Genomic DNA, 26,473 nt, shown 5'->3' with positions numbered 1-26,473 from the left:
GAGTCGGTGAAAACTTATTGCAAAGTCGCAGTTAAGTATCCAGGTCCAGAGGGTATTTTAACCTATGAATGCCCTACTGATTTTGAAGTCAAAAGAGGGGACTTAGTAGAAGTCCCTCTTGGTAGAAGAAAAGCTGCTGGTTGTGTTGTGGCAACTGGCCTTGGCCAAGATTCAGTCAAAGAAGAATTAGAAAAATATAAATTAAAGCCGGTGAGTTCTAAGGAAAATGAGCTCTTTAGTCTTAGTGAGAATGAGCTAAAGCTCTATGAGTGGATGTCTCGCTATTATCACTATAATTTAGGCATGACTATTATTGAATGTATGCCTAAGATTTTAAAAAGGCCGCGAGCAGTAGAGTTTGTTGAAGGCCTTGGTGAAGAACTTCCTCATGAGTTAAATCCTGAGCAGAGCCTAAGCTTTGAAAGTATTTACAGTAATGTAAGCGGTGGCTTTGAGCGCTTCTATATTCATGGTGTAACAGGTTCTGGAAAAACATCTATTTACTTAAAGTTAATGAAGAAAGTCTTAGAGAGCGGAAAGTCCGTTCTCTTTCTCTTACCTGAAATAAATTTAACACCTCAATTCACTCAAACATTTGCTAAGTATTTAAGTTGTAAAGTCTTTCCCTACCACAGTGGAGTGGGAGACTCTGAAAAGAATGCCATATGGAAAGAGTTAAAGGAAAATAAATCTCCTGTACTTGTTATGGGGGTGAGAAGTTCCGTTTTTCTACCAATTGAAGACTTAGGTTTAGTTATTGTCGATGAAGAGCATGATCAATCTTTTAAGCAGAGTGATCGTTGTCCATACAATGGAAGAGATGTGGCGATTAAAAAGGCCCAGCTTGCAAATGCACCAGTGGTCCTTGGCTCGGCAACTCCAACAGTAGAAAATTATCACAGCTATAGTAGTAAGAGTGAGAATTATTTCTCACTAAAAAAGAGGGCCGCAGGTGGATTCCCTGAAGTTGAGTTGATTGATTGTAGGGAGGAGAAGAGACTTAACAGAGGAAGCTTTAAAGAGAATGAGCTTTGGCCTATTCATTCAAAGTCTTTATTAGCAATAAAAGATAAGCTAGCAAAAGGGGAGCAAGTTCTCGTCTTTGTGAACCGCTTAGGCTTTGCAAATTATCTACAATGTCGAAGTTGTGGATTTAAATTCGAAGACCCAAATACAAATACTCCTCTTCGCTATTTTAAGGGTAAAAATATTCTAAAAAGTGCCCATAGTGATTACGAGATTCCTACTCCAGATGTTTGTCCCGAATGTGGGAATATGAGTTTATTACAGCAAGGCTTTGGAACGGAGAAGATCCAAGAGGTACTTCAAAAGCATTTAGAAGGTTACAATATTGAGAGATTTGACCGAGATGAAATAAAGAATGTAAAGCAACTAGAGGATAAGTTAACAAGATTTCACAATAAAGAAATTGATGTCTTTGTTGGAACTCAGATGCTCTCTAAAGGCCATAACTTTGAAAAAGTAAATTTAGTGCTTGTTCTAGGTGTTGATTCTATTATGAACTTCCCTGACTTTAGGGCCATAGAAAAAGCATATCAGTTAATTACTCAGATCAATGGTCGCGCTGGAAGATATTCCCCTGATGCCAAGGTTCTTATTCAAACTCTAACCCCAGGAAATAAAGTCTTTGATTATATAAAAGATCACTCATTCTCTGAGTTCTATGAAGATGAGCTTATGATTAGAGAGATTTCTAAATTTCCTCCTTTTGCAAAGATGGCGGCCATCTACTTTAACTCAAGATTTAGAAGTAAATTGGCCGATAATGTCGTCTCTGTTGCTGCAACCTTAAAAGATGTCATCGCTAAAAACCATTTAGAGGTGGATATTCTTGGCCCATCTCCGGCCATGATAGAAAAGAGACTTAACCAATATACGTGGTATATTGCTCTCAAATCACATGATATTAATCATCTTCATAAGGTATTAAGTTTTTTTGAACGCTCCTATAACCGATCAAATTCAATAAGTTATAAGATTGATGTTGATCCATATCAGATTTACTGAAGTTTTTCTTAACCAAAAATTAACTCACTTCCAATAACTTAACTCCGTTATGATTCTATGTAAGGAGTTAGATATGAGAAGTAATTTGATATTAGTAGGACTAGGAATTGTGAGTGCTACACTTGCTGGAGTAGGATTTTATTTAGAATTCTCGAAGGTCATTTGGGCAACCATTGTGGTTGGGTTTAATTTCTCATTACTCTATCTGCTCTATAGTAAGGGAAGAACAATTACATTTATTGAAGAAATCCTAAAGGATCTAGAAAAGTCTAATAGAGTTATTCTGGGAACATCGGATCAAATTTTAAATACCAATAGAGAGTTAGAAGAGGGCTCTCTTGAGCAATCAGAGTCTTTACATGAGACAGCAACAGCTCTTGATGAGATCAATGCTATGGCGCAGAGAAGTTCTGCGAATTGTGAGAATTCTACGGAGCTTTCAAGAGAGTGTGTAAGTGCAGCGGGAAAAGGAAAAGAAGCCGTATTAAATCTCAGATCAAGTTTTTCCAAAATGAAAGAAGGTAATATTACTTTTTCAAATTATATTTCGGAGTCAAATAATAAGATTTTAGAAATCAGTAATGTGATAAAAGAGATTAATGCTAAAACAAAAGTTATTAACGATATCGTCTTTTAAACAAAGCTTCTCTCGTTTAATGCTTCGGTAGAAGCGGCAAGAGCTGGTGAGCATGGGAAAGGGTTCTCTGTTGTAGCAGAGGAAATTGGAAACCTCGCTAACTTAAGTGGAAGCGCAGCAGATGAAATATCCTCTATGCTAGAGGAGAGTACGACTAGAGTAGACAGTATTGTTGAAGAGAGTCAGCACGCTGTGGAGAGAATTTCATCTGATAGTGTGAATAGTATTTCTCAGGGAGAAGAGGCGGTTAATCTTTGCGCAGATTCACTAGATGAAATATCAAAGTGTATCGATGAAGTGAATAAGTCTGTTTATGAAATTGCTTCTGCCTCTAGTGAACAGAGACAAGGGGTAGAGGAAATTACTAGTGCAGTGAATTTACTTAATCAAGTTAATCAGAAAATTAATCTGGTTGTTGGTCAGTCTAAGCAAGTTGCTTATAGTGTTTCCAAAGAATCTGAAAGACTAGATGAAATCGTCGATAGTATTGTTCTCTCTACTACAGGTAGACCAAGATCTACAAATACTGACGCTGAGCTATTTGAGTGGAATGACTCTTACCTTATTCATGTTGATGATATGGATAATGAGCATCAAATTCTAGTAGAGAAAATTAACCTTCTAGTAGAAAGTCTAAATACTGATGGCTGTAAAGATACGCTCGAAAGATTTAATGATATGTGTGACTACACAGTAGAGCATTTCACTCATGAAGAAGAGTTTATGAGAAGCTTTAGCTACAGTGAGTACGATGCTCATAAGAAAATTCATGATAATCTACTTGGTGTATTAAGAAGTCATGAAGTAGATATTAAAAATGGAAGTGTTGATAAGCAAAAACTTGTGGCCTTCTTAAAGAATTGGCTTATCAGTCATATTATGGGAGTGGATACTAAGTATGCAGGTGAGTACGGAGAGTCTCACCATCATAGAGCGGCATAATCTATTCTAAAATCTTTCTAATATATTCTTTAACCTCACTTGAGCGATCTTCAAGTGAGGACTTAAGTTTACTTATAACATCTTCTGTAAGAGATTTTTTCATTTCAGATAAGTAGTGAGCGATCCAGTACTTGCTGTAATTATTTTCACCAATAAGTAACTCAACTAATTCAAGCTGGTACTTCTCTGTATAAAAACCTTGGTATCTAAAATAGGATTCAAAGAACTTCTCTTCTTTTAATGCGTTAATCGCTGCAATTTCCATCTGTCTAATCTGTATTCTAGTGAGTTCAAATCTCGTTTTGAGGTTCCCGTAAAATTCAGCATTCTTTGTATAAGAGAGATTAGTGTAAACGGACTCTAATCTTTCCCAAAGAATTGGTGAATCTATTAAAAGAGCGTGACCTCTTAGGATCTCTAAATCTTGCTTTCTATTCTCACAGCTTAAATCTTTAGAAAGAATTGTTGTGGCCAAAGGTGCTTCATCAATAAGGTGGGCAAAGTTAAAATTTTCTCTATTCTTAAGTTCACTTGTTACACAGAGTGTATCGTTAGAATCAATATGATAATGACATTTCTTAGCTATTTTCTTAGCAACATGAAATGCTTTATAAGCATTAAATAAACCAGGCTTGAATTGTAGTCGATTATTTTGTTCAAAGCTCGTTAGATTTGTTGCTCTAATGAGTTCTACAACTTGTTCATAGGTTATATTTGGTATGAGGGCAGCTATATTTGCAATGCTAGCCGCAACTAAAGGTGTCGCTCCACTAGTACCTCCAAAATTAGTATGTACTCCCTTCCCATCAATTGATGCTTGATAGTCATCTCCTCCAGCAAGAGTCACGACTTTATTCGATACTTGTGAAAATGAGGACTGTAGGCCACTAGGGGCGTAAGAGCCTATGAGAATGGCACCAGAGTCTTGTTCTATATTTGATATTTTATTAGGGTGATCATTCCCTGCGGCCAAGAACCAGAGAATATCTCTCTCTTTTGCCTTGAATGAGAGTTCTTGAATAGACTTAGTATTGCTCCATCCATAGGAGTTTGAGATTATCTTTGGATACGTATCCAATTCTTCATAGCGTCTAAACTCTTGGTTATAAGTTGAGGCGAATTTAACATTCCTTAGACCAAGGTAATCAACGAGCTCACTAACACCGTAGCTTTCATTGCCATTAATTATATTCGTAACACTTGTTCCGTGATGAGCAGTAAGACGTCTATTTCTTCTCATATAACTTGCTTCTACGAGAGTATCTTCATTTAGATTTATAAAATCTTTTTCAAAACCACTATCGTAGACAGAGACCTTTACTCGCTTCTTCCAGTTAATAGTTCGAAGTTCTTTTTTTACTAGATCTGCTCCAGTGTATTCATTGCTCCAAAATACACTTAACTTCTTTCCTAGAATAGTATTGGGCTCAATTGAGTTATTATCAACAAGTTTGCACTCACTTGCTTGGACGACTGAGGATAGAATGAGTGCTGGTATTAAAAGTTTTATCAATTAAGGACTCCGGTAAATAATATAAGTCCTTAATTTTTAACATCATTCTTGATAGGTTTAGGTCGTATTGAAATTTCTACAAGAGCTGTCTTTGAAGTATACGGCCCTCCAATTGTTAAGAATGTAATTCCAGTCACCTAGGGTTTGGCATAGGGGAGTCTTTCAATGATAGATGTTGAGTGGTAGCTATCTAGGCCACTTACACAAATACTCCCGGCATTTTCAATATTGATATGACCATCCTCACTAAGAGCTGACTTTGGTGCCCAAATACTTTTCACGCTTGAAATCAAAAAGTGTGTCCCATTTTCTTCAATTTTAATTTCTCTGATGAGCTTTAAGGCCACTTTTATATTTGATTCCTTAACAAAAGGGGCGTGGAATTCTTCTAGATATTCTTCTGTTAAGTTACATGAATCAAACTCTGACGTTTCTCTAGGATATCTAGCGCTTGTTTGATGGGCCTTCTTATAGATATGTTCATTAACATGATTTAAAGTAAAGAATTTCTCTGATCTAATATTTTCTAGTGTATGTCTCGGGGAAATATCGGGTCTAATTATTATCCCCATTAAAGCAGGGGAAGCACCTAGGTGAAAAGTAGAGCTGACAATACTTAGATTTGTTTTCTTATCTGAAGAGATAGTGCCCAAGAGGTTTGCAGATTTAAATCCTGACAATGAATTTATAAGGCGCGCTCTTTTTCTCTCTTCATAATTTATAAAATCCTCTTCAGTTATATTTATTAGTCCAGTATCTTTCATTTATTTAAGGGCCTTGTTATATGTGAATATTGCTCTATGGTAAGCTTCTTTATGGTCAACTATCTCTTCAGTGTAATTATCGCTTCCATATTCAGGTACCCACTTTTTTACGTATATTAAGTCAGGGTCAAATTTCTTTATCTGAGTTGTTGGATTAAAAATTCTAAAGTAGGGGGCAGCATCACATCCCGTTCCAGCAGCCCATTGCCAATTACCATTATTTGAGGCCAAATCGAAATCGAGAAGTTTTTTTGCAAAGTACTTCTCTCCCCATCTCCAGTCAATGAGCAAGTCTTTAACTAGAAAACTTGCCACTAACATTCTTACTCGATTGTGCATATGACCCGTTTGATTAAGCTCTCTCATTCCAGCATCTACTAAGGGAAATCCTGTTCTGCCTTCACACCATAGTTTGAATTCTTCCTTGTTATTTCTCCACTCTATAGATTCATACTTCTCTCTAAAAGGAGCGTTCACTACATGTGGGAAGTGAAAGAGTATTTGAGAAAAGAATTCTCTCCAGATTAGTTCATTTAACCACGTTTTATTTGTATGATAGGCAATTGAAGCAAGCTTTCTTGGACCAATAGTCCCAAATCTCAAGTGTACGCCTAGTAAAGATGTTCCGTTTATAGATGGAAGATCTCTGGTTTCGTGATAATTCGTTATTATTTTCTTTTTAATAATTCTTTTAGGAAAAGAGATATGACTCTTTGTAAAACCAAGACTCATTAGAGAATGAATTTCTGATTTAAATTTATATATTTTACTTAGGTTCTTTTCTGATTTGATACTTGCTAGATCACTTGGCTGCAAGGTTTCAAGCCACTTATTCTTATAGGGTGTATATACCGTATAGGGAGTTCCATCTTTTTTTAGAATATCAAATTTTGAAAAAATACACTGATCCTTGTAGGATTGAAACTTTATACCTTTCCTTGTTAAATAGTCTTCAATGGACTTATCTCTACTTAGAGCGTAGGGTTCATAGTCTTCATTTGTATAGACTTCTTGAACATCAAAGGATTCAAAAATTTCTTTCCAAGCATTTTTGGGGGAATTGTAGAAAGTGAGTAGGTCTCCATCATATTTTCTAAACTTTTCGCTAAGGTTTTGAAGGCATTCGTGAATAAAGCTTACTCTCGAATCATCTCTTTCTAGCTTATTTAAAATATTCTTATCGAATATAAATATTGGAAGTACTGGAAAAGAACTATTCAGGGCATGATATAAGCCTATATTGTCCTCAACTCTCAGATCTCTTCTAAACCAAAAAATACTAACTTTATCTTTATTCTTTTTCATATATCCTTTAAAAGTTTTAATTCCTTAGGGTAGGGGGAGAAGTAGTACTGAATATCTAAGTAGTTAACTTTATACTTCTTAGTAAGTAGATCAAAGTACTTTAAGATTACGGAGTATTTAATAATATCCTTTCTAAGATCTTCTAAAAGTATAAGTATTTCTCTTTTCTCATCTGTATCAATATGCTTTTTGAAATAACCCATGAAGTGTTGAAGAGTGTTGCATCTCTTTTGAGAAGTCGAAGGCGTACTCATTGTTTTAAAAAATAACTTGTAGTACTTATTGAAGTCTCTATCAATTGTTTCTAGGGATGCATTTGCAACAATCTGCCCAAGTGATTTTAAAGAACTAGGAGAATGATCCATTAGAATATACTTATATCTTTTATGAAAGTCTTGGAAGCTTGAAAGATTTTTTTCAACTTGTTTAAATCTAAAATGAGCGAAGACTGACTTTAGAAAGTTTTCTCTTAAATCTTTATTTAAAAGTCTGCCGCTATCAATAATAGGAAGGCTTGGAAAATTTTCTAAAATATTTTTAGCGAATAGACCTGTTGACCAAGTAACTTTATCAGGCCTACCTTCTTCAATCGTTTTAACTCTATCAATTCCACAGGATGGTGACTTCTTAGTAAGTATCATTCCATCATATTCAACTTCTCGAATATCTTCGTTCATCATTGCGTAGGTTTCTTCAGCCAACCTTGTTAGGTCTTGTCCATCAAATTTCTTTTTTAGTCTAACCTTATCTTTTTCTCCAGGTCTATGATAGAGATGTATTTCCTCTCTTGGGACACCTAGTCCCATTCTCATTTCTGGACAAATAGGGACTAGTTCAACGTATTTTGAGAGTTCGTTTACAATCCAATTATCCTTGCAATGGTTCTTATCATATCGTACCAAGTTGCCAAGTAGACATGAGCTAATTGCAATTTTAGGCTTTTGGTTCGCTTCCATAATAATCCTTTTTAAAGATTAGTGTATTGTCTTTATGAGCTTACTCGTATCAAAGCTCATTTCTTCAGCTCGCTTGATTAGATATTCATAAAGATCACTATCTATTTTCTCGGTTCTACTTAAAAACCAAAGATATTTCCTTGAAGGGTCTCCTATAATTGCATATTGATAATCATCATCTAACTCTAGTATCCAGTAATCACCTGCAAATAAAGGTATACGAATACTTCTTAAAAAGAACTGAACTTTCAGTTTTGCATTTGTTTCATCGTCTGTGATCCATGCTCGAGCCTTCGCTGTTTTAAGTTCTCCTGTTGGAGTGAACTTTCGACATGAGTTGATAACTTCAATTTCTCCATTCTCTTTTAGGCTATAATTTGCCGTAACGGCTGTACAATCTTTTTGGAATTTCTGTTCATACCTTGCAATTTCATACCATTTTCCAAGGTACTTGCTTAAATCCACATAATTCACTGTATCTAGTGGGAGGTGTCTTGCGCTTGAGGTAGAACATGAAACTAACAGTAGCGTGATAAGAAGTGTCTTCATTCTTCATTCTCCATAAATTAAATAAAATTATTAATTGCTTTATTTCGATAGTTGAAAATATTGTTTACATCTTTTTTAACGAACCATCCTGCAGCTAATTTACCAAGTATTCCTAGTGGGATCTTGTAAACTACCTTGTCTGAAATAAGCGTTCCATTTTTGTGAGGAATAAACTCATGTCTATGTACCCATTTTGAGTATGGCCCCTTAAGCTGCTCATCTATAAAGTATTTACCTTCTTCATATTCACTTATTTTAGTCTTCCACTTCATTGGGATGCCGTGAACTTGTAACTTGTAATCAATTAGTGAGCCTGCTTGAATATTATCTGTATTCATATGAAGTATTTTGAAGTTTAGGTATTCTGGAGTTATTTTTTCTAGATTCTTGGCCTCTTTAAAGAAATCAAAAACTTTATCTTTTGATGATTCGACCCACTGGTATCTTTTAAAGAGAACTTCTCCGCTCACTTCATATTTGAGTATGTCATCTAGGGCGTCACCTAGTTTCTCATATTTAAACTCAAAGCCCTCTGCCTCTAATGCTTTTGGTATAACTCTTTGTCCTTTCAGAAGAATATCTGACATTTCACCAAAAATACTTTTTAATACAAAGGCAGGCACTGGAAAAATAGTTGGTCTCTTTAGGGCCGCACCAAGTACTTTAGTAAAATTATAATTTGTTAGAGGTGTAGGTGAGACGCCATTATAGGCCTTCTCTTTGCAGTCATTCTTCATTAGAAATATATATGCATCAACGAGGTCATCAATATGTATCCAGCTCATGTATTGCTTTCCACTTCCAAGTATTCCACCTGCACCCATTTTAAAGGGAGGGAGCATTTTTTGTAGAGCTCCTCCTTGATTACTAAGAACGATACCTGTTCTTAGAGAGTGAACCTTCATACCTTCAATATCTCGTTCAAATAAAGTGCTTTCCCACCTTCTACACACGTCGGCTAAGAAATCATCATCTAGTGGAGACTCTTCAGTGATAACTTTATCACTCAAATCTTGTCCATAGATTCCTACTGCCGAGGCAGTGATGAACTTTTGTGGAGTGCTATTTGATTTTTGGATACTATCTAATAAGAGTCTTGTTCCATTAACTCTTGAGTTTAGAATTCTCTCTTTTCTTTGCTTACTCCATCTTCCATCAGCAACACTTTCGCCTGCGAGGTGAAAGACGATATCTATATTTTCAAGAGCAGCATCTGAAATTTTATTTTCTAGCGGTGACCACTCAAAGACTTCAACCGGAAAGGGGATAGAGTTCTGGGCCCTATTCTTATTAGTGCTTAAAATTCTAACGTCATCAAACCCACTTAAAAATAACTTCTCAAGTAATCTCTTTCCGACAAGCCCTGTGGCTCCAGTAATAAGAATTTTCAAGATATATCTCCTTGGTTGATTAGCTTTTGTTTATGTATTATACTATACAATAAATAATCAACCAAAATGTGAAGAAAGTTGTAATTATGAAAGAAAATATCGGAATATCAGTAATATCAAAGGCCTGTGGTGTAAAAGTTCACTCAATAAGGACTTGGGAAACAAGATATCAGGTGTTTAGCCCTGACCGCGCCTCTAATGGTCAAAGGGTTTACTCTCGCTTGGATTTGGAAAGGGCCAAACTCATAGGCTCTCTCTTGTCCAAAGGTGTGTCTATTTCAAAGCTATCTCCGCTTACGCTAGATGAGCTTAAAGAGATGGTTCAGTCCACTAAGGAGATAGTGGTAGAGTGTGAGGACTTTGTGAGTGCCTCCGTAAAGAATCTCTTTGCAAACTTACAGGATTATAAAATCGATGGAGTATTGGCCGAATTACAACACTTGCGATTGAACACAAGCTCAAAGGATTTCATCTTTAAAGTAGTCTTACCTGTTATGCAAGAGATAGGAATGAAAGTTGCCAGAGATGATTTCTCAGTTACACAGGAGCATATCATCTCAACTCTTATTAGAGATCAGATTGCACAAATCAATCTTCCTAATTTTACGGACTCTGATAGTAAGGTCATTTTGGCGACACCTGATGGTAACTTACATGAACTCTCAATTCTAATTGCCGATATCCTCTGTAGAAGCAATAGGGTTTCAACTAGCTACCTTGGAGCTTCTCACCCTGCTCAGTGCTTAGGCGAGGCCACGAATGCCCTAAAGATTGAGACGATAGTTATGGGAGTTGTCTCATCTGATAAGTGGGATTATGGAAAGAGTATGATTTCATATCTAAAAGAGTTAGATAAGTATCTCGATATTAAAATAACTGTGATACTCGGTGGCGGAAGTGAGTTAGAGTTTCCAAAATTTAAAAATATTAAAGAAGTTAGAGTTGTGAAAGACTTTGAGTCTTTTGACAATTTAATGCTAAACCCTAACTTCTTTTTGAATTCTTATCTCTAAATTGAATTAATCTTTTGGTATGAGAATTGCCGAGTTCTTCTCATTCTCTCTGACTTCTAGTCTTGAGATCCAGGCCCTATTATGAGTTAGTTTCTTAATCATTGGGTTTACCTCATCGTAAACGTATTGAGCTGTTCCCTCCATTCCTGCATTCGGGAGAACTCTCAATTGAATGACACCATCCTTATCTAGTTGTTTAAATGTTTCAAGGAATGGATCATCTGATGAGGCTAGAAAAGTATGGTCAAACATATAATCTAGCCACTTCTTAATTTCTTTAAGTCCACCAAAGTCAACGACCCATCCTTCTTTTGTAAGTTCTGTAGACTTAAATTCGAAGTAAAATGATCTCGAGTATCCGTGAACATATTTGCAGTGAGAGTCTGCTTTCCACTGACGGTGTGTACATGGAAAGCCAATAAAATGCTTTGTTGAAATAAAATCACTCATATAAAATCCTTAATTATTATCAATAAAGTTTTCTAATAGCTGATCAACTCTATCCAGAGAACTTCTTCTCCATGAATCAGTTTGATCTTTTAGTACTTTATAGTTCTTTCTATTTAATTGGCTAATAGCATTTCGCTTCTTATCTTGTGTATGTAAAACACTAAAACTATACCAAAGGCCACTTTTGGTTCTAATATATCCCGCAATATTATTAACAAAATCTAGAGAGCCTGTCTTGGCATAGACTCTTAAGTTATAGTCAGGAGAAGCAAGTCTATTTCTAATCCATCCGGATTGTCCAGAATATGATAAGAGACTTAAAAAAGTATGATTTTTCCAAGCTTTTAAAAAATGATTTTTTAATAATTCAGATAAGATTTTTGCACTTATTTCGTTATCAACTGATAGTCCAGAAGCGTTGAAGATTTTTAAGTCTTTTGGAAGTCCAAGAGACTTTATATAGTCATTAGCACAATTTTTAATTGTTATAGGGCTTACATTTCTATGAGCACATGCTCTAAGTGTAATAGCTTCCGCCATTAGGTTATTAGAGTATTCCATTGTTAGAGAGACTAGGTTCCAAAGAGGGAGGCTCTCAAGAGAAGTGATGAGAGTTAAATTCTTTGAAGGAGCTTTCTTAGACTGAATACTTTTAACTTTTATCCCAAGCGTATTTAGATGAAAGTTAAGTAAGTGAGCACTCCACATACCAGCATCCCTTACCGGAAGGTCTTCTCTGATTTTAAGTTTCGCTCCCTTTTTCAAAAACCAAGATTCATTAGAAGATTCGCTACTTCTAAAATTTTGTGTAGGAAAGAAGCCTTGCTGTGCTTTTGTAATCTTAACAGGAAGCCCTGGAATAATAGACTCTACTTCAGAAGCTCTCGTCCAAAGACTTAAGCGGTTAAATTCAGAGTTGAGTGCTCCTAAGCTTGGATTATAGGTTTGGTCACCAAGTCCCATAGTTGAAATAGAATCGGCTTGTGCGAAGAGGGTATTATCGTAATAAAGATTACCTTCAACTTTTTCAACTCGTAATTTCTTAAGTGCCATCGCCAAGTTAATAAGACTTGGATGATTAAAGTAGGGGTCTCCATCACCAACTATGTAGAGATCTCCAATAAGAGTGTTATTTTTGATTTCACCAGAATAGAAGAATTTTGTTTTAAAGGTAAAACTCTCTCCAAGTGTATTTAGTGCATAAATCATACTAAGAAGCTTTAGGGTTGAAGCTGGTGTAATCGCCTGCGTTTCACTGAGGTTAAATGCACTTCCTTTAGATATTGGATTAAAGCTAATAGATACGAGCTCGTCTTTATTTAATTTGAAATCAATGGGCTTAGCGATTGTGATTGAACAAATGATAGAAGCGATACTAATTTTTAGGAACTGGATCATAACCGCCTCTATGAAAAGGATGACACTTAAGAATTCTTTTTGAACTTAAGTAGAATGCTTTATATAGAGGAAGTGTAGCCAGGGCTTCTTGAGTGTAGTGAGAGCAAGTTGGATGAAATCGACACTTGCTCCCAAAGAGAGGTGAAATGGCCACCTGATATATTTTGATTATAAAAATCAGTAACTTTCTCATGGCCCTTTTATAGCATTAAGAGCCAGAGCTTGGCCAATAGAGCTTAGATACTGACCATTTTTCGTTGACTTAAGATCTGGTGTAGGTTCATCTGTTGATCTTCAACATTCTTCATAAGAACGATGAATTTCTTTCGACTCTCGTTCCAGTTCTTTGACTTATACTCTGTTAATTTCTCAAACTCTGCGATGGCCAAATTAAAATCTTTTACCATTTTTACAAATTTCGTCTTATGTTTGGTGATGATATCATTTGATGATTGAAGTATTTTTCCCTTTAAGATTTGAACTCTCTTGTGAGTAATGACCAATTTCATACTCTGGTCTTCAAGAAAGTATCCTCTCATACTTTGGACTTCATCAGTCATAGTTTCTGTTTTGGCAATCTCTCCACTTGGTTTAAAAGCAAAGACTAGGGCAAGTATGACGAGTGGCTTAATAAGTAATAACGTTGTCATTTTAACTTTCATAGAAACTCCTTTTCTTCACTACAGGTCTTCATGACCTTTACACCTATTGTTAAAGCAATCCCTATGCCAACGCTAAGTTGTTAGAAATTGGAAGTTGTCAGTGGCAATTTGTCCAAAGAATGGGAGTAGTGGGGGCATAAAATGCCTAGGGCTGGGGACAGAATTCTGAGTATACATTGTTTCTTTACACTTATTCTCCGCTATCGCATATTAGGGATACTGATAAGAAATTAGAGGAAGAGTAACGTGCAGGACTACGACTACGAACAACAGCGAAAGAAGATAAGAGAGAAGCGCGAGAAGGCGCAAGAGCTCTTGCGTGCAAAAAAGAAATCAACGCCAGAAAAAAAGCCTGATTGGTTTAAGATTAAGCTTCCGGGTGGAGATAATTATACTGAGCTAAAAAAGAATCTTAGAGATAATAAAATTTGGACTGTTTGCGAAGAGGCGAGTTGTCCAAACTTAACAGAGTGTTGGGCGGCGAAGACTGCAACAATGATGATCCTAGGTGGTACTTGTACTAGGGCCTGTCGCTTCTGCCATGTCGATACGGGAAATCCTAAAGGGGTTATTAATCAGGAGGAAATCGCCAATGCCGCTAATATGGCCAAGGTGATGGCACTTAATTACCTCGTCATTACAAGTGTTGATAGAGATGATCTTCCTGACTTTGGAGCCTCGCACTTTGCCAATGTGGTGGAGTCTGTTAGAGAGAATCACCCTAAGACTTTAGTTGAAGTTCTCGTGCCTGATTTTAATGCAGTGGAAGAGCATATGGATACATTGGCGAAATCTAATCCCTTTGTTATTGCTCAGAACGTAGAAACAGTAAAAAGACTCACTCATGTGGTTCGAGATAGAAGAGCAGGATATGAACAGAGTTTGAATTGTTTAAAATATTATAAAGATAACTATCCTCATATTTCTACTAAGACATCTTTGATGGTGGGGCTTGGAGAGACGATGGAAGAGTTGATTGAGTGTATGGATGATCTTCGCTCGGTCAATTGTGACATCATCACCTTTGGTCAATACTTAAGACCTACTCAGAGGCATCTTGCGGTTGAGCGCTATTATACTCCGGCCGAATTTGAAGAGTTAAAGAATATCGCCTATGAGAAGGGGTTTAAGTTTGTGGCCAGTGGACCTCTTGTGAGAAGCAGCTATAAGGCCGCAGACTACCTGAAACATCTTCGCGAACAAGGACATGAAATTTAATGCTTCTTAATGAGAGTGAACTTTCAACATATTCTTTATCTTTAAGTAATATTCATCAAAGAGATGAAAATACTTTTATTGTTATAAAAGATATTTGGAATTATGAAAGTGCTCTTCGCTTTCAAGAGGAGATGGTACAGCGAGTTTATAAGAATAAGTCTCTTCGTGTTTTCATTTTTTGCAATCATCCCCACTGTTTGACTCTAGGAAGAGGATTACAAAGAAGAACAAAAGCCGATGAAGTACTTGTGGATTTTGATGAAAGCTTAAGAAAAGAAATGACTATTCCTCTCTACGACGTAAAAAGAGGAGGTGGGATAACATTTCATTACCCTGGGCAACTTGTCTTCTATCCCATCTTGAGCTTGGAAAGACATAAGAAGAAAGTCATGGACTTTCTTAATGAAGTTCTGCGTGAAGTGAAAGCTGCTTTGGAGTCGCTCTATCAAATTGATAAACTAGAGTGCGAAAAAGACTTATTAGGTCTTTGGAGAGAAGAGTCCAAATTGGCCTCTATTGGATTGTGTTCTCATAAATTTATCACTTATCACGGCTTGGCCCTAAATTTATATGAAGATGACCTAATGAGAAAAGTGCTTGGAACTATTTATCCGTGTGGACTTAGAGGTGAGACTTATATGGGTCTCTCGCAAGTGATGAAAGTTGAGAGCGATCTCTTTTATGAAATTACTCAATATTTAATTTCAAAGTCTAGCCTTTTAGGTCGCTTGGAGATCTCCTTAGACTAGAAAATCTAGTTTTAATTTGTTAAATTTAGCCCATGAAAACAAAGAAAGAACGCGCAGCGTATATAGATGAGAGACTAGAGGAGCTCTTTCCGGAGACTCCTGTACCTTTAGATCATGTAAATCCCTTCACATTATTGATAGCTGTCTTGCTCTCGGCTCAATGTACCGATGAGAGAGTGAATAAGGTGACGCCTGCACTTTTTGAAAAAGCAACGTGTCCTGAAGATATGGTTAAATTAACTGTGGACGAAATTGAAGCCATTGTTAAGCCTTGTGGACTGGCCCCAAGAAAAGCTAAGGCCATTCATAGGTTAAGTGAAATTCTAATTGAAAAGCATGGTGGAGAAGTTCCGGATAACTTCGAAGACCTAGAAGAACTTCCAGGTGTAGGTCATAAGACTGCTGGAGTTGTCTTGGCCCAGTCATTTGGAATTCCAGCCTTTCCAGTAGACACTCACATTCACCGCCTTGCCCAGCAGTGGGGACTTACAAGTGGTAAGAACGTTGTTGAAACGGAAAAAGACTTAAAGAGATGCTTTCCAAAAGATAGATGGAATAAACTTCATCTACAAATCATATTCTTTGGAAGAAAGTACTGTGCGGCCAGACAATGTGATGGTCTTCAGTGCGAATTATGTCAAACATGCTTTCCTGATAGAAAGAGAGCACGAAAATATAAGAAGGCCTAAGTGAAAGTTGAAAGAATCGAAGATATTGATGTCATTGTCAAAAAAGGAAAGTCTAAGATAGCCATTGTTATACTTCATGGCTATGGGGCCAGTTATCAAGACTTTGCACCATTTGGAGAAATGCTCTTACAAGATGTCGATCCATCATGGTTCTTTTTAAATGGAATTTGTCCAGTCACAATGGGACCTTATGAAACCGGTAGGTCTTGGTTTCCAATTGATATGATGGCGTTAGAGAAAGCTCTTAATAATGGAACTTTCTCAGAGTTCTTCAAAGAGCATGAACCTGAGGGGATTGAAGAGGCGAGAGGTCGTGTGACTAATTTTCTGAAAGTCCTTAGAGAGAAATATGATGAGGTTTATCTTGGAGGATTCTCTCAGGGCTCAATGGTAAGTGCTGATATAGCTTTCCATAATCCAACTCTAGTGGATAAACTCTTTCTTCTCTCTTCTACTATGGTTGCAAAGAAACAGTGGGAAAGTGCTTGTACGAAGCAACTACCTTTTCCAATTTTTCAAAGCCATGGAACAAATGATCCCGTCCTGCCAATTTCGGGAGCGAGAGATTTAATTGATTTTTTAAAAAGAACTGAAAATGAGCCAGAGTTTATTGAGTTCTCTGGAGGTCACGAAGTTCCTCCACTAGTCGTAAGAGAATTAGAAAACTTTCTAAGAGGGTCTAAAGCGTGAAGGTTAGTGGAAATATTTTAAAAATGAAATCAACGCTTGAGAGTCCTGTACAATATAAATTGCCAATAGGAGATGAGCTTATTGGTATGAATGAATTTATTGGAAAGAAGATAAAGCTCTCTTTTGATGGACAAATTAATTGTATATCAACTGGTGAGAAAATATCGAAGAGTTATAATCAGGGCTATTCATTTAGGGCATCTCAGAAATTAGCTGCTTGTGATATTTGTATTGTGAAACCTGAGTTGTGCCACTTTGCTGATGGGACTTGTCGTGAGCCAGAGTGGGGAGAGGCAAATTGCTTTCAACCTCATATCGTCTATCTTTCAGTCTCAAGCCATTTGAAGATTGGTATAACTAGAGAGTCTCAAGTTCCAACAAGATGGATTGATCAGGGTGCTTCGTTTGCACTTCCAATTCTTAGAGTGGAAGATAGATTAACATCAGGTCTTATTGAAAAAGAAATTTCTAAATCACTTTCTGACAAAACGAATTGGAGAAAGATGTTACAAAATGATGTAACAGAAGTTGATCTAGAGCAGGAGAGAGAAAATATATTTGAAGATTTTGCTGATATATTGGATCACTTTGAAGCAGAAGACCTAGATGAAGAAGTCATCGAAATTGAATATCCTGTAAATGAATACCCTACGAAAATTAAGTCTCTAGGTTTTGATAAAAACCCCGTTATTGAAGGAGTCTTAAATGGAATTAAAGGACAATATCTTATTCTAGATTGTGGCGTTTTAAATATGAGAAAGCATCAAGGTTATTTTATTACTCTCGAAGCCTAGGCCCTTGAGTCGTCTTCTGTAGTTTTAAAACTTCATCTGCTTTGAAAATTCTAAAGAAGGTAAGAGGTATCTTTACTTTTATAATCTCATCAGTCTCAATAAGTCTTAAGATGATTTCTCCACGCATATTTCCTGTCGTTGTTCTCATCGTATGAAACTCGGAGTATTCGTAAGTATCTCCGGCAGGAATCCATGCTTGCTCTTCATTGACGTCATCAAATTCCATACAAGTCTCTGATCTTTTTCCGTCTCTAAAGTAGAGAGTCTTTGCTAGTAATTGAATATCACTAGTGGGGATATTATAAATTTTAATAAAGTAGTTAAAGACGAAGTCATTCTTAAGTGGTCTAGAAAGTTCTTCCACATAGGTAGGGAGGACTTCAATTTTTATAGGATGAGTATTCTTACTTTTTAGCTCTAACATATAATTTCTCTTCTAAATGATGTCTTAAATAATATTTTATATTGAATTCAGATTTAGAAAAATTAATATAAACTCAAGATACTTAGAGGACTTCTTAAGGTTAAAAGTGACCACTTTCTGAGTCTGGACTAATGTACTATAGGGGCTTGAACTTCTGTGTAAAATCTAGGGATTGTGAGCATATTTTAACATTTTTAAATAGCATTTGTTTCTGAAGGTTGGCCAAAACTTAGTAGATCTAATGCCTCGAAAATCCGTAAAATCTAGCATCGTGCTAATCTTGATTTTAATTTAAAGATTGATTTTAGTCTGACTTTGGGGAGGAGATATGACTAATACTAAACTCGAGATTGAGCTATCAGAAGATATGGAAAAAGAGTTTGAAGAAATGGCGCAGAGGAAGTTGGAAAAGTACTCTGAGCAACTAGATAGCGCAGCAGATTCATCAAAAGAATAATTATTACCAAGGGGTTTTGGTTTTAGAATTATAGGTATTCATAAAGGATTCAACCTTCATTAGAAATTCCTGATGTTTACTTGATTGATACCAATCCATAAAGGACCACTCTCTTGTGCTTGGCTCTAGAGTGGCATCCGCAATAAAAGCATAGAGCGATTCCTCTCCTTCTAATAGAAGGAGAGGGTTCTCTTCTCCTTCATAGTATTTAAGACGTAGCAATTGAAGTTCGTCATGAATTTGGATTATTTTTCCAATTGTCTGTGATCCAGTTTCTTTCATTAGAAGAGGGTAGTCTTCTCCAAGTACATATTGGGCTTTGTAATTATTAATTATTTTGGAGGGAATCGTCTCTAAATTAATGGCCTGTGAGTTTATTACAATATCTAAAACTTCCTGGCTTAAAAGTGATCCGAAAATAAAGATATTCAATTGGCTTCAGGGTTTAATTCGATAGTCATATTAAACTTCTCTGCTTGAGAAGAGAGAATTTTTAAGAGCGTATCTTTTTTGATTAAAATATCAATAACTGAGACATAGTGCTCAATTGGAATAGGGCAACCGTCTTCACAGGTTAGATCACTTGTGTAGAGCTCAACAACAGCAATGGGATCTTGGTTTTGAAAATTTGAATACCACTTGAAGAAACTTTCGATCTTCTCTGTGAAGGCCTGTAAGAACTCTGCAGAAGTCATTTCTCCAAAGTTAAAGAGAAACCTTCCTGAATCCATTTTCTTCCCATTTATCATGAGATGAACGACTCCACGAGAGTTAATTGCTAGGGTATTATTTAAACATTTTGGACAGTACATCCAACTATTCTAAGCGAAAGTGAAAAAATCTCAAAGTGAAATTATGAATAAAATAAGTTATCATTACCTTAGTTTTAAAGGAGTTAAAGTGATTCGTGATTATAAGTTTTTAAAGACAATTGATGGTAAAGAGCTGCATTTAGAAATCTCAGAAAGTGGCAAGAAGAAGTGGTTGATTGTAACTCATGGAATTGGAGAGCACTTAAATCGTCATAGTTATATCGACGAATTATTTGGAAGTAGTTTTAATATTTTAAAATATGATATTAGAGGACATGGTAGAAGTCAGGGGCTAAAGAAAGGTTATGTAGATAACTTCTCTGATTTCTTTAGTGATTTAAAGGAAGTCATTCTCTTTTTAAAGAAGTCATATAAGATGGAAAGTTTCTGTCTCTTTGGTCACTCGATGGGCGCTCTTATCACAGCTGGATATATGCAAAATTTAGCAGATGCTGAAAATTATCCAGATGCAGTCTTTTTAAATGCTCCTCCTGCTGGTTTTCCTGGAGCCCTAGGTGAGATTATGAATATATCTCCTTTGGGGTTTGTAAATAAGTTAACATCACTTCCATTCTCTCTAAAGCTTGGAGGCTTGGTTGATTTAGACTATCTCTCTCACGATAATAGAGTGAAGGAAAATTATATTGAAGACGAGTTTAATATTTTAAAGCCACACTCCAAGCTTCTCTTTGAAATGGTGAAGGCTTCAAAGGAAGTCTTCTCAAGACCTCTTAGAATTACTTGTCCGTCTTTTATCTCTTATGGGACAGAGGACAGGGTAGTAAGTATTCCTAAACTTGAGAGTTACTTAGAACTTGTTGATAAAAGCTTTAAGGTTGAGAAGATAGAAGGTGCTTACCACGAAACACATAATGAAATAGAGAAGTATAGGACTCCATACTTTAAGTTCTTAAAAGATTCTTTATTATCAGTACTTAATTAGAGGCTAGCAATGGATATATATACAGAAATTAAGAATCATTTCTTATTACAAGTTTTAGATGTAGATTACTCTCTAGCCGTTTACATACAAATCGAAGATGATTTAAAGCTAATTTCTTCAACTGACAACGCTCTCGGTGTTTTAAATTTTAAAGAAAAGAAAGCGGTTAAGAAAAAAGAATTAATGCTTCCAATTGAGTATCTTGGAAAAGTTATTGGGGCCTTACAACTTAAGGTGCCAATGAATGTAAAGATTGAAGAGAGAGAATCTCTTATCTTGGATGAACTCACAAAGATGCTTGCTCCTGTTTTAAGAGGTGGAGCAGATGATCGTGAGCTCATTTATAATATTGAAGTTTATAAGTGGATAATTGAGGCAAGAAATAAAATATCAAAACTAGCTGATTGGATTGGTATCTACTATAAGAGTGAGTATATCAGTGGAGAGAAGTCTAGCGACTTACTACTTGGGCCATATATTGGTGAGTCTACCGATCATGTGAAGATTCCTATATCTGAAGGATTATGTGGCCTTGCTCTTAGAGAAGAGAGAGTTGTAAATATTGGTGATGTAAATGAAGATAGTCGTCACATCGCTTGCAGCTTAAAGACGAAGTCAGAGTTAATTATCCCATTGAAAAATTCTTACGGCGACTCTATTGCAGAGTTAGATATTGACTCTAATATGTTGAATGCTTTTAGTAAGGAAGTTGAAGAAGAACTTAAGGAGTTCTGCTTAACTTTTCCATTAAAGTAAATTGTATTGGTCTAGAAAGTCTTTAATAAAAGTGATTCCATCGAGGGAAGCCTTTCTAGACTCAATTTGTTCTATATGAATATCTTTTAAAGTATCATTTACAAAGTGCGTGGAAGCCTCTGGATGGCCTTGAATTCCTGTAAAAGGGTATTCCTTGTGTTGAATAATTTCATGAGCACAATCATTGGAGCTTCCAAGAGTGTTAAAGCAATTTGCAATTTTCTTGATTTGAAAATTGTGAGCCACGAAAAAAGACATGGAGCGATTATTCTCTAAGCTGACTTTTCTTACTCCTTGAAAATATTGAGAGTTTTCATTTCTCTCAATATCCGAGCCATAGTAATCGGCCATAAGTTGATGACCAAAACAGATGCCTAGGACAGGAATGCCAGACTTCAACTTCTCATCTAGAAATTGGGCAAGGTCTTTGTGCCACTCAAGTCTATCTTCAATATTTGAATAACTTCCAAAGACAATATAGGCAGAGGAGTCATCACCTTTAAGGCTATCCATTCCAAACATTGAGGGGCAGTGAAATCTAAGGGCAATTTCTAAATTATCCACTAGTCTATTAAAGCAATTATTTGTTAGTGTTTCGACTGCACAATCTATAACGGAGATTTTACTCATGGAAGCTATCCTAAAAACAAAACTTGGAAAATTCTATATTCAATATAGTGATCAAGGCTTAAGTCTACTCTCATTTTCAATTCCTAGCAAAGTAGATGATAAGCAAAAGGATAAGACCTTTCTTGCAGATTTAACAAAGCAATTAAATGAATTCTCTGAAGGCAAGAGAAGAGAGTTCAATATTAAATTAGATATTGTAGGAACAGACTTTCAAAAGAAAGTTTGGAGAGAGCTTCTTAAGATTAAGCACGGAAGTGTCACAAGCTATGGAGAAATTGCAAAGAAGTTAAAAGTCGCCGGAGGTCAAAGGGCCGTGGGTGGTGCCAATAATAGAAATAAGATTCCAATTATTATTCCATGTCACAGAGTAATAAGAGCAAATGGTGAATTAGGTGGATATGCTGGGGGATTGAAATTAAAAGAGAAGCTACTCGCTATAGAAGGAGTAGCCTTAAAGTAAGAAATTAACCTTTCTTTCCACCTGGTCCTTCATCATTAAATGGAGGCTTTGGTGCAGTATCTTTAGTTAAAATAATATACGGAGACACAGCTCTTAATCTATCAGGGTTTCCGCAACCTTCTTTGCAAATAGGACCTTCATCGTTAAATGGTCTCTGCTTTTGGTTACTCTCTGCCGCACTTAGGTTAGAGATAAAAGTTAATAGAAAAAAACAAGTCATTAAAAATTTCATAATTCCCTCTCACAGAAATAATTCTATACCCCTAAAATGCGATGGATATCTCAACGTGTCAAAATACTTTTTTGTAGATATAATTTGTTGACACGGTGTTTCGGTAACTTAGAGATTTGATGTAAGAAATTGAAATAATCTGACAAGGAAAAAATAGGAGCTGGTGTCAAAAGTCGACCAACTCCTAGAGATTATTATCCTTTTATAAGGGACTCTAAGTGCTTAACTCGAGTTAGTGCCGGAGGGTGAGAGTGATAGAATTTACTGTACCCTGGGTCTGGAGTTAAAGTGCTGGCGTTGTGTTTATAGAGTTTTACCAGCGCAGTGATTAAGTCTTTTGCATTAGCGTATTGGCTCGCAAACTCATCTGCTTCAAATTCATACTTTCTAGAAGTCATTGCATTTATTGGAATGAGAATGAAAGTATAAATTCCTGATACCATCATAAAGAGAAGTAGAGCAGCGTGAGTACTTGGTGTTTGAACACCATGACCAGTAAAGAATGGAAGCCAGTCTGCCAAGTAACCTAGAATTGAAAAGCCGATGAAGCTCAAAATAATAGACTTCGCTAGTCCTTTGATAATATGTCTTTTCTTAAAGTGTCCTAACTCATGAGCAAGAACTGCTGTCACTTCATCAGCACTTAGGTTCTTAATAAGTGTATCAAAGAAAACAATTCTCTTATTTTTTCCAAAGCCTGTGAAGTATGCATTTCCATGGCTGCTTCTAATACTTGCATCCATGACAAAGAGACCATTACTTTCAAAGCCAGTCTTATTTAAAAGTTGCTCAACTTTATCCTTTACTTCTCCGTCTTCTAATTTTGAAAACTTATTAAAGAGAGGAGCGATAAAGCGAGGGTAGGCCCAGATGATTACAAATTGCGTAAGAGTTAGAAATGCCCAGGCATAAACCCACCAGTAAGTTCCTAGTGCATTCATGATCCAAAGAATAGCGTAGATGATTGGCATTCCTATTAGTGCACCAAGGATTAAACCTTTTACTAGATCTAAGATAAAAGTTTTTGGTGTCGTCTTATTAAAGCCAAACTTCTCTTCTAGTACAAATGTAGAGTAAATTGACTGCGGAAGTCCCAGTAGTAAGCTGATAAACATATAGATGGCAAAGAAGATCACTCCTGTTGTAAGCTCACTATAGTTTAGCGTTTTTGAAAGTTTGTCTAGTGCCTCGATACCACCACCAAGTGTCCAAATAAGAAGAATGACTAATTCTATAAAATTAAAAACTTTTGAAACTTTAATCTTAGCAATCGAGTAATCGGCCGCCTTTTGATGATCTTCTAGTGTTATTTGATCCTGAAACTTTTCTGGTACAGAATTTCTATTGGCCAAAATATGTTTTCTATTTCTATTATCGAGGTAAGATTCAATAAGAGATTTTGTAAATAAGAAAAATAAGAAGGCTTTTGTAACGACTTCAGCAGCTTGCATAGATGTCCTCAGTGATTGTGTTTACGAATTAACTTATAGATATTACTCAATTTTAAAAATAGGTGTCAAAGTGCATATCCATCAAATCTATACTTTTAGTCCCCTTAGAAATTTTTCTTATTTAATTGAAGAGGAAAATGGCAAGGCCATTTGTGTTGACCCTTTTGACGCGAATCAAATGCTTGAGTTTGCGGCGAGTAAGAACTTGGAGATAGACGCAATCATCAATACTCATGAGCACCTAGATCATTTCTGTGGAAACGAGGGAGTTGTCCAAGCGACTGGGGCAAAAGTCTATGCTCACGAAAATGCGTTGGGGAAAATTCCAGGTGTGGACACCTATCTCTCCTTGGGAGATAGGGTAGAGGTTCGCGGAGGTTTTTTGGAAGTAATGGACACTCCTGGGCACACATTTGCACACCTATGTCTCAAGTATATACAAGGTGAGAGTGTTAAGGCCGTATTCACTGGAGATACGCTTTTTAATGCAGGGGTTGGGAATTGTCACAATGGAGGAAATCCCGAAGTTCTCTATAAAACTATTAGCGAACAATTTCACACTTTAGATGGCGATGTTATTATTTATCCAGGGCATGACTATATTGAAAATAATCTAGAGTTTACTCTGAATAGAGAGCCGGGAAATAAGTGTGCGTGTCAGTGGCTTAAGAAAGTTAAGGCGGGAGACTCGACAAAGTTTGTCTTCAATATCGCTGATGAAAAATCATTCAATGCTTTCTTTAGACTAGGCAACGAAGAAATTGTCAGTGGCCTTAGTGGTAATGTAGAATCCGAAAAAGAAGTGTTCTTGCGACTGCGAGAACTTAGAAATAAATGGTAAGGAGAGTTTATGTCATTTCCAAAAGTAGGAAATTTAGCACCAGCATTTACAATGGTAAATCAAGATGGAGAGAAAGTTTCTCTAAAAGACTTTAAGGGAAAAAAGAATGTTGTCCTTTACTTTTACCCAAAAGCAATGACTCCTGGATGTACTGTTCAGGCATGCGGTATTCGCGATAGTAAGAATCCACTTAAGAAACTTGATACAGTGGTTCTTGGAGTTTCTCCAGACGAAGAAAAGAGACTTGTGAAGTTTATTGAAAGAGATGAGCTAAACTTTGATCTCCTTTCTGATCCTGAGCACAAATTTGCTGAAAAATATGGTTGCTGGGGACTTAAGAAATTTATGGGCAAGGAATATATGGGGATTCTAAGAACAACATTCATTATTGGTAAAGACGGGCGTCTTAAGCATGTGATGGACAAGGTTAAGACTAAGACCCACCATGACGATGTTATGAATTGGATTAAGGAAAACCTTAAGTAATTGAAATTAAGAGGCGATTTCTTCGCCTCTTTCCTATTTTTTTCTACGGAATAATCAAACTTTAACATAAGAATTCTAGAAAAAGAGTCTCGATTTTGCTAAAAGAAGCTAACTTATCCTCAAGGAGACTTACTTTGAAATCACTCTTAATTTCTATGGCCATTTTTATTTCTCTTCCATGTCTTGGAAAGACAATTGAGATCATGTCTTACAATGTTGAAAACCTTTTTGATATCGTTCACGATGAAGGTAAGAACGATTGGACTTTTCTTCCAACAAAAACAAAAGGTAAGAAGGAAGCTTGTGATAAGGTAAAGTCTAGCTACAGAAAAAAAGAGTGTCACGAAACTGATTGGGCCAAAGATAATTTAGAAGTTAAAATTGAAAATATAACAAAAATGGTTAGAAGAGATGGAAAGCTTCCTGCAATCTTAGCACTTTCTGAAATTGAAAATGAGCGAGTTATCTCTCAATTAGCAAAGTTCATTGGTTATAAGAAGTTCGCTGTATCGGATTCACCTGATAAGAGAGGGATTGATCTTGCGGTACTATGGAATGAGACTGAAGACGTAAAGTTTCTTTCTAAGAAAGAACATGTTCTTAAGGGAGAATACTTTAAGGACAGACCTTCTAGAAATATTCTAGAGGTGGAATTTCAAATTGGTAAAAAAGAAAAGCTAACTGTCTTTGTAAATCACTGGCCTTCGCTTTCTAACCCTACAGAGGCAAGAATTATTGCAGCCAAGACTCTGGCTAAGAGAACGAAAGAGATTTTAAAGAAGAATAAAAATCAAAATATCATGGCAATGGGTGACTTCAATACAATCGATGAAAACTACCCGCATCCATTCAAAAGTGTACTCTATAAAGACGACCTCTATAAGGATTTACACACAACTTTCAAAAAAGATAAGTCCATTAGCTACAATGTAAAAGATCAGATGGCTCCAGGAAGTTACTTCTACGGAAGAGGAATGACTTGGAACCTACTCGATAGAATTTTCTTTACTAATAACCTTACAAATAACTCTGGTCTAGAAATTGATATTGCTTCTTACCAGATTTACGCACCATCATTTGCTACTAGAACATATGAATATAGAAGTAAGGGAAAATACCTTTATGGATCAACTATTAAAGGAACTCCATTTAGATATGAGCATAACTCTACTTCAAATAGAAGAGCAGGATATTCTGATCACTTTCCACTAATTGTTAACTTGAAGTATTAAT

General features: G+C 36.2%; 32 protein-coding genes and 1 pseudogene. 17 read left to right on the top strand and 16 right to left on the bottom strand.

All coding sequences use genetic code 11. From position 1 onward, the window contains the following. The first annotated feature begins 6 nt into the window (after positions 1–6). The 4 genes and pseudogenes from priA (at position 7) to BMS_RS17950 (ending at position 3,607) form a co-directional block, all read left to right on the top strand. Positions 7–2,028: a replication restart helicase PriA gene (gene priA / locus BMS_RS12490; RefSeq protein WP_014245182.1), complete on the top strand. Its 2,022-nt coding sequence runs from the start codon at positions 7–9 to the stop codon at positions 2,026–2,028. A gap of 73 nt (positions 2,029–2,101) precedes the next feature. After that, entirely contained in the window at positions 2,102–2,665 is a 564-nt protein-coding gene (locus tag BMS_RS12485; RefSeq protein WP_044557592.1) for a methyl-accepting chemotaxis protein, read from the top strand. Between the two features lie 12 nt (positions 2,666–2,677). Next, a pseudogene (locus BMS_RS17850) lies at positions 2,678–3,046 on the top strand (methyl-accepting chemotaxis protein); the annotation flags it as partial. Then, positions 3,038–3,607: a bacteriohemerythrin gene (locus BMS_RS17950; RefSeq protein ID WP_269448243.1), complete on the top strand. Its 570-nt coding sequence runs from the start codon at positions 3,038–3,040 to the stop codon at positions 3,605–3,607. The pseudogene BMS_RS17850 and the gene BMS_RS17950, both read left to right, overlap by 9 nt. A gap of 1 nt (position 3,608) precedes the next feature. Here the strand turns inward: BMS_RS17950 and BMS_RS12475 are convergent, their stop codons facing one another. The 6 genes from BMS_RS12475 to BMS_RS12450 form a co-directional block, all read right to left on the bottom strand. Continuing rightward, positions 3,609–5,120 (bottom strand): S8/S53 family peptidase, encoded by a 1,512-nt coding sequence (locus BMS_RS12475; RefSeq protein ID WP_014245181.1) that lies wholly within the window; start codon positions 5,118–5,120, stop codon positions 3,609–3,611. 137 nt (positions 5,121–5,257) lie between these two features. Then, positions 5,258–5,884, bottom strand: a complete 627-nt coding sequence (locus BMS_RS12470; RefSeq protein WP_014245180.1) for a flavin reductase family protein — start codon at positions 5,882–5,884, stop codon at positions 5,258–5,260. Then, a complete protein-coding gene (locus BMS_RS12465) occupies positions 5,885–7,189 on the bottom strand; it encodes a cryptochrome/photolyase family protein (protein ID WP_014245179.1) in 1,305 nt (434 codons plus the stop codon). It lies immediately after the preceding gene. Then, positions 7,186–8,145: a YbgA family protein gene (locus tag BMS_RS12460; RefSeq protein WP_014245178.1), complete on the bottom strand. Its 960-nt coding sequence runs from the start codon at positions 8,143–8,145 to the stop codon at positions 7,186–7,188. Before BMS_RS12460 ends, BMS_RS12465 begins: the two co-directional genes overlap by 4 nt. An 18-nt stretch (positions 8,146–8,163) precedes the next feature. Beyond that, entirely contained in the window at positions 8,164–8,694 is a 531-nt protein-coding gene (locus BMS_RS12455) for a lipocalin family protein (protein ID WP_014245177.1), read from the bottom strand. A gap of 17 nt (positions 8,695–8,711) precedes the next feature. Next, positions 8,712–10,085, bottom strand: a complete 1,374-nt coding sequence (locus BMS_RS12450) for a TIGR01777 family oxidoreductase (protein ID WP_014245176.1) — start codon at positions 10,083–10,085, stop codon at positions 8,712–8,714. 86 nt (positions 10,086–10,171) lie between these two features. Between BMS_RS12450 and BMS_RS12445 the strand changes: the two genes are divergently transcribed. Next, complete coding sequence (locus tag BMS_RS12445) at positions 10,172–11,098, top strand: MerR family transcriptional regulator (protein ID WP_044557590.1); 927 nt, start codon at positions 10,172–10,174, stop codon at positions 11,096–11,098. 6 nt (positions 11,099–11,104) lie between these two features. Here BMS_RS12445 and BMS_RS12440 read toward each other — a convergent pair whose 3' ends face one another. From BMS_RS12440 to BMS_RS12425, 4 genes are read right to left on the bottom strand one after another with little or no spacing between them, the layout of a single operon-like run. Further along, positions 11,105–11,548, bottom strand: coding sequence for a 6-pyruvoyl trahydropterin synthase family protein (locus BMS_RS12440; RefSeq protein WP_014245174.1), 444 nt, complete (start codon positions 11,546–11,548; stop codon positions 11,105–11,107). Between the two features lie 9 nt (positions 11,549–11,557). Next, on the bottom strand, positions 11,558–12,946 hold the full coding sequence (locus BMS_RS12435; RefSeq protein ID WP_014245173.1) for a D-alanyl-D-alanine carboxypeptidase/D-alanyl-D-alanine-endopeptidase: 1,389 nt from the start codon (positions 12,944–12,946) through the stop codon (positions 11,558–11,560). Next, complete coding sequence (yidD, locus tag BMS_RS12430) at positions 12,924–13,139, bottom strand: membrane protein insertion efficiency factor YidD (RefSeq protein WP_014245172.1); 216 nt, start codon at positions 13,137–13,139, stop codon at positions 12,924–12,926. Before yidD ends, BMS_RS12435 begins: the two co-directional genes overlap by 23 nt. A 43-nt stretch (positions 13,140–13,182) precedes the next feature. Continuing rightward, entirely contained in the window at positions 13,183–13,608 is a 426-nt protein-coding gene (locus BMS_RS12425; protein WP_014245171.1) for a hypothetical protein, read from the bottom strand. A 246-nt stretch (positions 13,609–13,854) separates the two neighbouring features. On the opposite strand from BMS_RS12425, the gene lipA reads away from it, so the two are divergent. The 5 genes from lipA to BMS_RS12400 are packed head-to-tail and all read left to right on the top strand — an operon-like array spanning position 13,855 to position 17,748. Next, positions 13,855–14,826, top strand: a complete 972-nt coding sequence (gene lipA / locus BMS_RS12420) for a lipoyl synthase (RefSeq protein ID WP_014245170.1) — start codon at positions 13,855–13,857, stop codon at positions 14,824–14,826. After that, a complete protein-coding gene (locus BMS_RS12415) occupies positions 14,826–15,575 on the top strand; it encodes a lipoyl(octanoyl) transferase LipB (RefSeq protein WP_014245169.1) in 750 nt (249 codons plus the stop codon). Before lipA ends, BMS_RS12415 begins: the two co-directional genes overlap by 1 nt. Before the next feature lie 32 nt (positions 15,576–15,607). Beyond that, entirely contained in the window at positions 15,608–16,264 is a 657-nt protein-coding gene (gene nth, locus BMS_RS12410) for an endonuclease III (RefSeq protein WP_014245168.1), read from the top strand. Further along, positions 16,265–16,954, top strand: coding sequence for an alpha/beta hydrolase (locus BMS_RS12405; protein WP_014245167.1), 690 nt, complete (start codon positions 16,265–16,267; stop codon positions 16,952–16,954). It abuts the gene before it with no gap. A gap of 23 nt (positions 16,955–16,977) precedes the next feature. After that, positions 16,978–17,748, top strand: a complete 771-nt coding sequence (locus tag BMS_RS12400) for a DUF2797 domain-containing protein (RefSeq protein WP_044558130.1) — start codon at positions 16,978–16,980, stop codon at positions 17,746–17,748. On the opposite strand, the gene BMS_RS12395 is transcribed toward BMS_RS12400, so the two are convergent. Beyond that, a complete protein-coding gene (locus BMS_RS12395) occupies positions 17,732–18,172 on the bottom strand; it encodes a Co(2+)/Mg(2+) efflux protein ApaG (protein WP_014245165.1) in 441 nt (146 codons plus the stop codon). The genes BMS_RS12400 and BMS_RS12395 overlap by 17 nt on opposite strands. A gap of 328 nt (positions 18,173–18,500) precedes the next feature. On the opposite strand from BMS_RS12395, the gene BMS_RS17945 reads away from it, so the two are divergent. Then, the gene (locus BMS_RS17945; protein WP_269448228.1) at positions 18,501–18,629 is read left to right on the top strand and encodes a hypothetical protein; all 129 of its coding nucleotides are present in this window, start codon (positions 18,501–18,503) and stop codon (positions 18,627–18,629) included. Between the two features lie 3 nt (positions 18,630–18,632). On the opposite strand, the gene BMS_RS12390 is transcribed toward BMS_RS17945, so the two are convergent. Beyond that, positions 18,633–19,061, bottom strand: coding sequence for a gamma-glutamylcyclotransferase (locus tag BMS_RS12390; protein ID WP_014245164.1), 429 nt, complete (start codon positions 19,059–19,061; stop codon positions 18,633–18,635). Further along, positions 19,058–19,441, bottom strand: coding sequence for a hypothetical protein (locus BMS_RS12385; protein ID WP_014245163.1), 384 nt, complete (start codon positions 19,439–19,441; stop codon positions 19,058–19,060). The genes BMS_RS12390 and BMS_RS12385 overlap by 4 nt, the downstream gene beginning before the upstream one ends. 88 nt (positions 19,442–19,529) lie before the next feature. Here BMS_RS12385 and BMS_RS12380 point away from each other — a divergent pair, with 88 nt between their 5' ends. Continuing rightward, a complete protein-coding gene (locus BMS_RS12380) occupies positions 19,530–20,384 on the top strand; it encodes an alpha/beta fold hydrolase (RefSeq protein ID WP_014245162.1) in 855 nt (284 codons plus the stop codon). Between the two features lie 9 nt (positions 20,385–20,393). Further along, entirely contained in the window at positions 20,394–21,140 is a 747-nt protein-coding gene (locus tag BMS_RS17090; RefSeq protein WP_052590683.1) for a GAF domain-containing protein, read from the top strand. Here the strand turns inward: BMS_RS17090 and BMS_RS12370 are convergent. Beyond that, positions 21,132–21,770, bottom strand: a complete 639-nt coding sequence (locus BMS_RS12370) for a type 1 glutamine amidotransferase (RefSeq protein ID WP_014245160.1) — start codon at positions 21,768–21,770, stop codon at positions 21,132–21,134. The two genes, BMS_RS17090 and BMS_RS12370, sit on opposite strands and share 9 nt — an antisense overlap. On the opposite strand from BMS_RS12370, the gene BMS_RS12365 reads away from it, so the two are divergent. Then, a complete protein-coding gene (locus BMS_RS12365; RefSeq protein WP_014245159.1) occupies positions 21,769–22,230 on the top strand; it encodes a methylated-DNA--[protein]-cysteine S-methyltransferase in 462 nt (153 codons plus the stop codon). The genes BMS_RS12370 and BMS_RS12365 overlap by 2 nt on opposite strands. A 4-nt stretch (positions 22,231–22,234) precedes the next feature. Here the strand turns inward: BMS_RS12365 and BMS_RS12360 are convergent, their stop codons facing one another. After that, entirely contained in the window at positions 22,235–22,462 is a 228-nt protein-coding gene (locus BMS_RS12360) for a hypothetical protein (RefSeq protein WP_014245158.1), read from the bottom strand. Between the two features lie 194 nt (positions 22,463–22,656). Continuing rightward, positions 22,657–23,913, bottom strand: a complete 1,257-nt coding sequence (locus tag BMS_RS12355; protein WP_014245157.1) for a M48 family metallopeptidase — start codon at positions 23,911–23,913, stop codon at positions 22,657–22,659. A 70-nt stretch (positions 23,914–23,983) separates the two neighbouring features. Here BMS_RS12355 and BMS_RS12350 point away from each other — a divergent pair, with 70 nt between their 5' ends. The 3 genes from BMS_RS12350 to BMS_RS12340 all read left to right on the top strand — a co-directional run bounded on the left by BMS_RS12350 (position 23,984) and on the right by BMS_RS12340 (position 26,472). Further along, complete coding sequence (locus BMS_RS12350; RefSeq protein WP_014245156.1) at positions 23,984–24,754, top strand: hydroxyacylglutathione hydrolase; 771 nt, start codon at positions 23,984–23,986, stop codon at positions 24,752–24,754. Between the two features lie 9 nt (positions 24,755–24,763). Beyond that, a complete protein-coding gene (gene bcp, locus BMS_RS12345) occupies positions 24,764–25,240 on the top strand; it encodes a thioredoxin-dependent thiol peroxidase (RefSeq protein ID WP_014245155.1) in 477 nt (158 codons plus the stop codon). A gap of 134 nt (positions 25,241–25,374) precedes the next feature. Continuing rightward, a complete protein-coding gene (locus BMS_RS12340) occupies positions 25,375–26,472 on the top strand; it encodes an endonuclease/exonuclease/phosphatase family protein (RefSeq protein WP_014245154.1) in 1,098 nt (365 codons plus the stop codon). Position 26,473 lies beyond the last annotated feature (1 nt).

Origin of the sequence: Halobacteriovorax marinus SJ (assembly GCF_000210915.2) — a bacterium.
Lineage (GTDB): Bacteria > Bdellovibrionota > Bacteriovoracia > Bacteriovoracales > Bacteriovoracaceae > Halobacteriovorax > Halobacteriovorax marinus.
The sequence above is the reverse complement of the archived record's forward strand: the minus strand, read 5'-3'. Positions and strand labels throughout refer to the sequence as shown.

Coding starts and splice junctions, on each gene's coding strand:
- BMS_RS12485 (WP_044557592.1), top strand. CDS start 2,102: ATGAGAAGTAATTTGATATTAGTAGGACTAGGAATTGTGAGTGCTACA.
- BMS_RS12470 (WP_014245180.1), bottom strand. CDS start 5,884: ATGAAAGATACTGGACTAATAAATATAACTGAAGAGGATTTTATAAAT.
- BMS_RS12465 (WP_014245179.1), bottom strand. CDS start 7,189: ATGAAAAAGAATAAAGATAAAGTTAGTATTTTTTGGTTTAGAAGAGAT.
- BMS_RS12460 (WP_014245178.1), bottom strand. CDS start 8,145: ATGGAAGCGAACCAAAAGCCTAAAATTGCAATTAGCTCATGTCTACTT.
- BMS_RS12455 (WP_014245177.1), bottom strand. CDS start 8,694: ATGAAGACACTTCTTATCACGCTACTGTTAGTTTCATGTTCTACCTCA.
- BMS_RS12445 (WP_044557590.1), top strand. CDS start 10,172: ATGAAAGAAAATATCGGAATATCAGTAATATCAAAGGCCTGTGGTGTA.
- BMS_RS12440 (WP_014245174.1), bottom strand. CDS start 11,548: ATGAGTGATTTTATTTCAACAAAGCATTTTATTGGCTTTCCATGTACA.
- BMS_RS12435 (WP_014245173.1), bottom strand. CDS start 12,946: ATGATCCAGTTCCTAAAAATTAGTATCGCTTCTATCATTTGTTCAATC.
- yidD (WP_014245172.1), bottom strand. CDS start 13,139: ATGAGAAAGTTACTGATTTTTATAATCAAAATATATCAGGTGGCCATT.
- BMS_RS12425 (WP_014245171.1), bottom strand. CDS start 13,608: ATGAAAGTTAAAATGACAACGTTATTACTTATTAAGCCACTCGTCATA.
- BMS_RS12415 (WP_014245169.1), top strand. CDS start 14,826: ATGCTTCTTAATGAGAGTGAACTTTCAACATATTCTTTATCTTTAAGT.
- nth (WP_014245168.1), top strand. CDS start 15,608: ATGAAAACAAAGAAAGAACGCGCAGCGTATATAGATGAGAGACTAGAG.
- BMS_RS12400 (WP_044558130.1), top strand. CDS start 16,978: ATGAAATCAACGCTTGAGAGTCCTGTACAATATAAATTGCCAATAGGA.
- BMS_RS12395 (WP_014245165.1), bottom strand. CDS start 18,172: ATGTTAGAGCTAAAAAGTAAGAATACTCATCCTATAAAAATTGAAGTC.
- BMS_RS17945 (WP_269448228.1), top strand. CDS start 18,501: ATGACTAATACTAAACTCGAGATTGAGCTATCAGAAGATATGGAAAAA.
- BMS_RS12385 (WP_014245163.1), bottom strand. CDS start 19,441: ATGTACTGTCCAAAATGTTTAAATAATACCCTAGCAATTAACTCTCGT.
- BMS_RS17090 (WP_052590683.1), top strand. CDS start 20,394: ATGGATATATATACAGAAATTAAGAATCATTTCTTATTACAAGTTTTA.
- BMS_RS12365 (WP_014245159.1), top strand. CDS start 21,769: ATGGAAGCTATCCTAAAAACAAAACTTGGAAAATTCTATATTCAATAT.
- BMS_RS12370 (WP_014245160.1), bottom strand. CDS start 21,770: ATGAGTAAAATCTCCGTTATAGATTGTGCAGTCGAAACACTAACAAAT.
- BMS_RS12360 (WP_014245158.1), bottom strand. CDS start 22,462: ATGAAATTTTTAATGACTTGTTTTTTTCTATTAACTTTTATCTCTAAC.
- BMS_RS12355 (WP_014245157.1), bottom strand. CDS start 23,913: ATGCAAGCTGCTGAAGTCGTTACAAAAGCCTTCTTATTTTTCTTATTT.
- bcp (WP_014245155.1), top strand. CDS start 24,764: ATGTCATTTCCAAAAGTAGGAAATTTAGCACCAGCATTTACAATGGTA.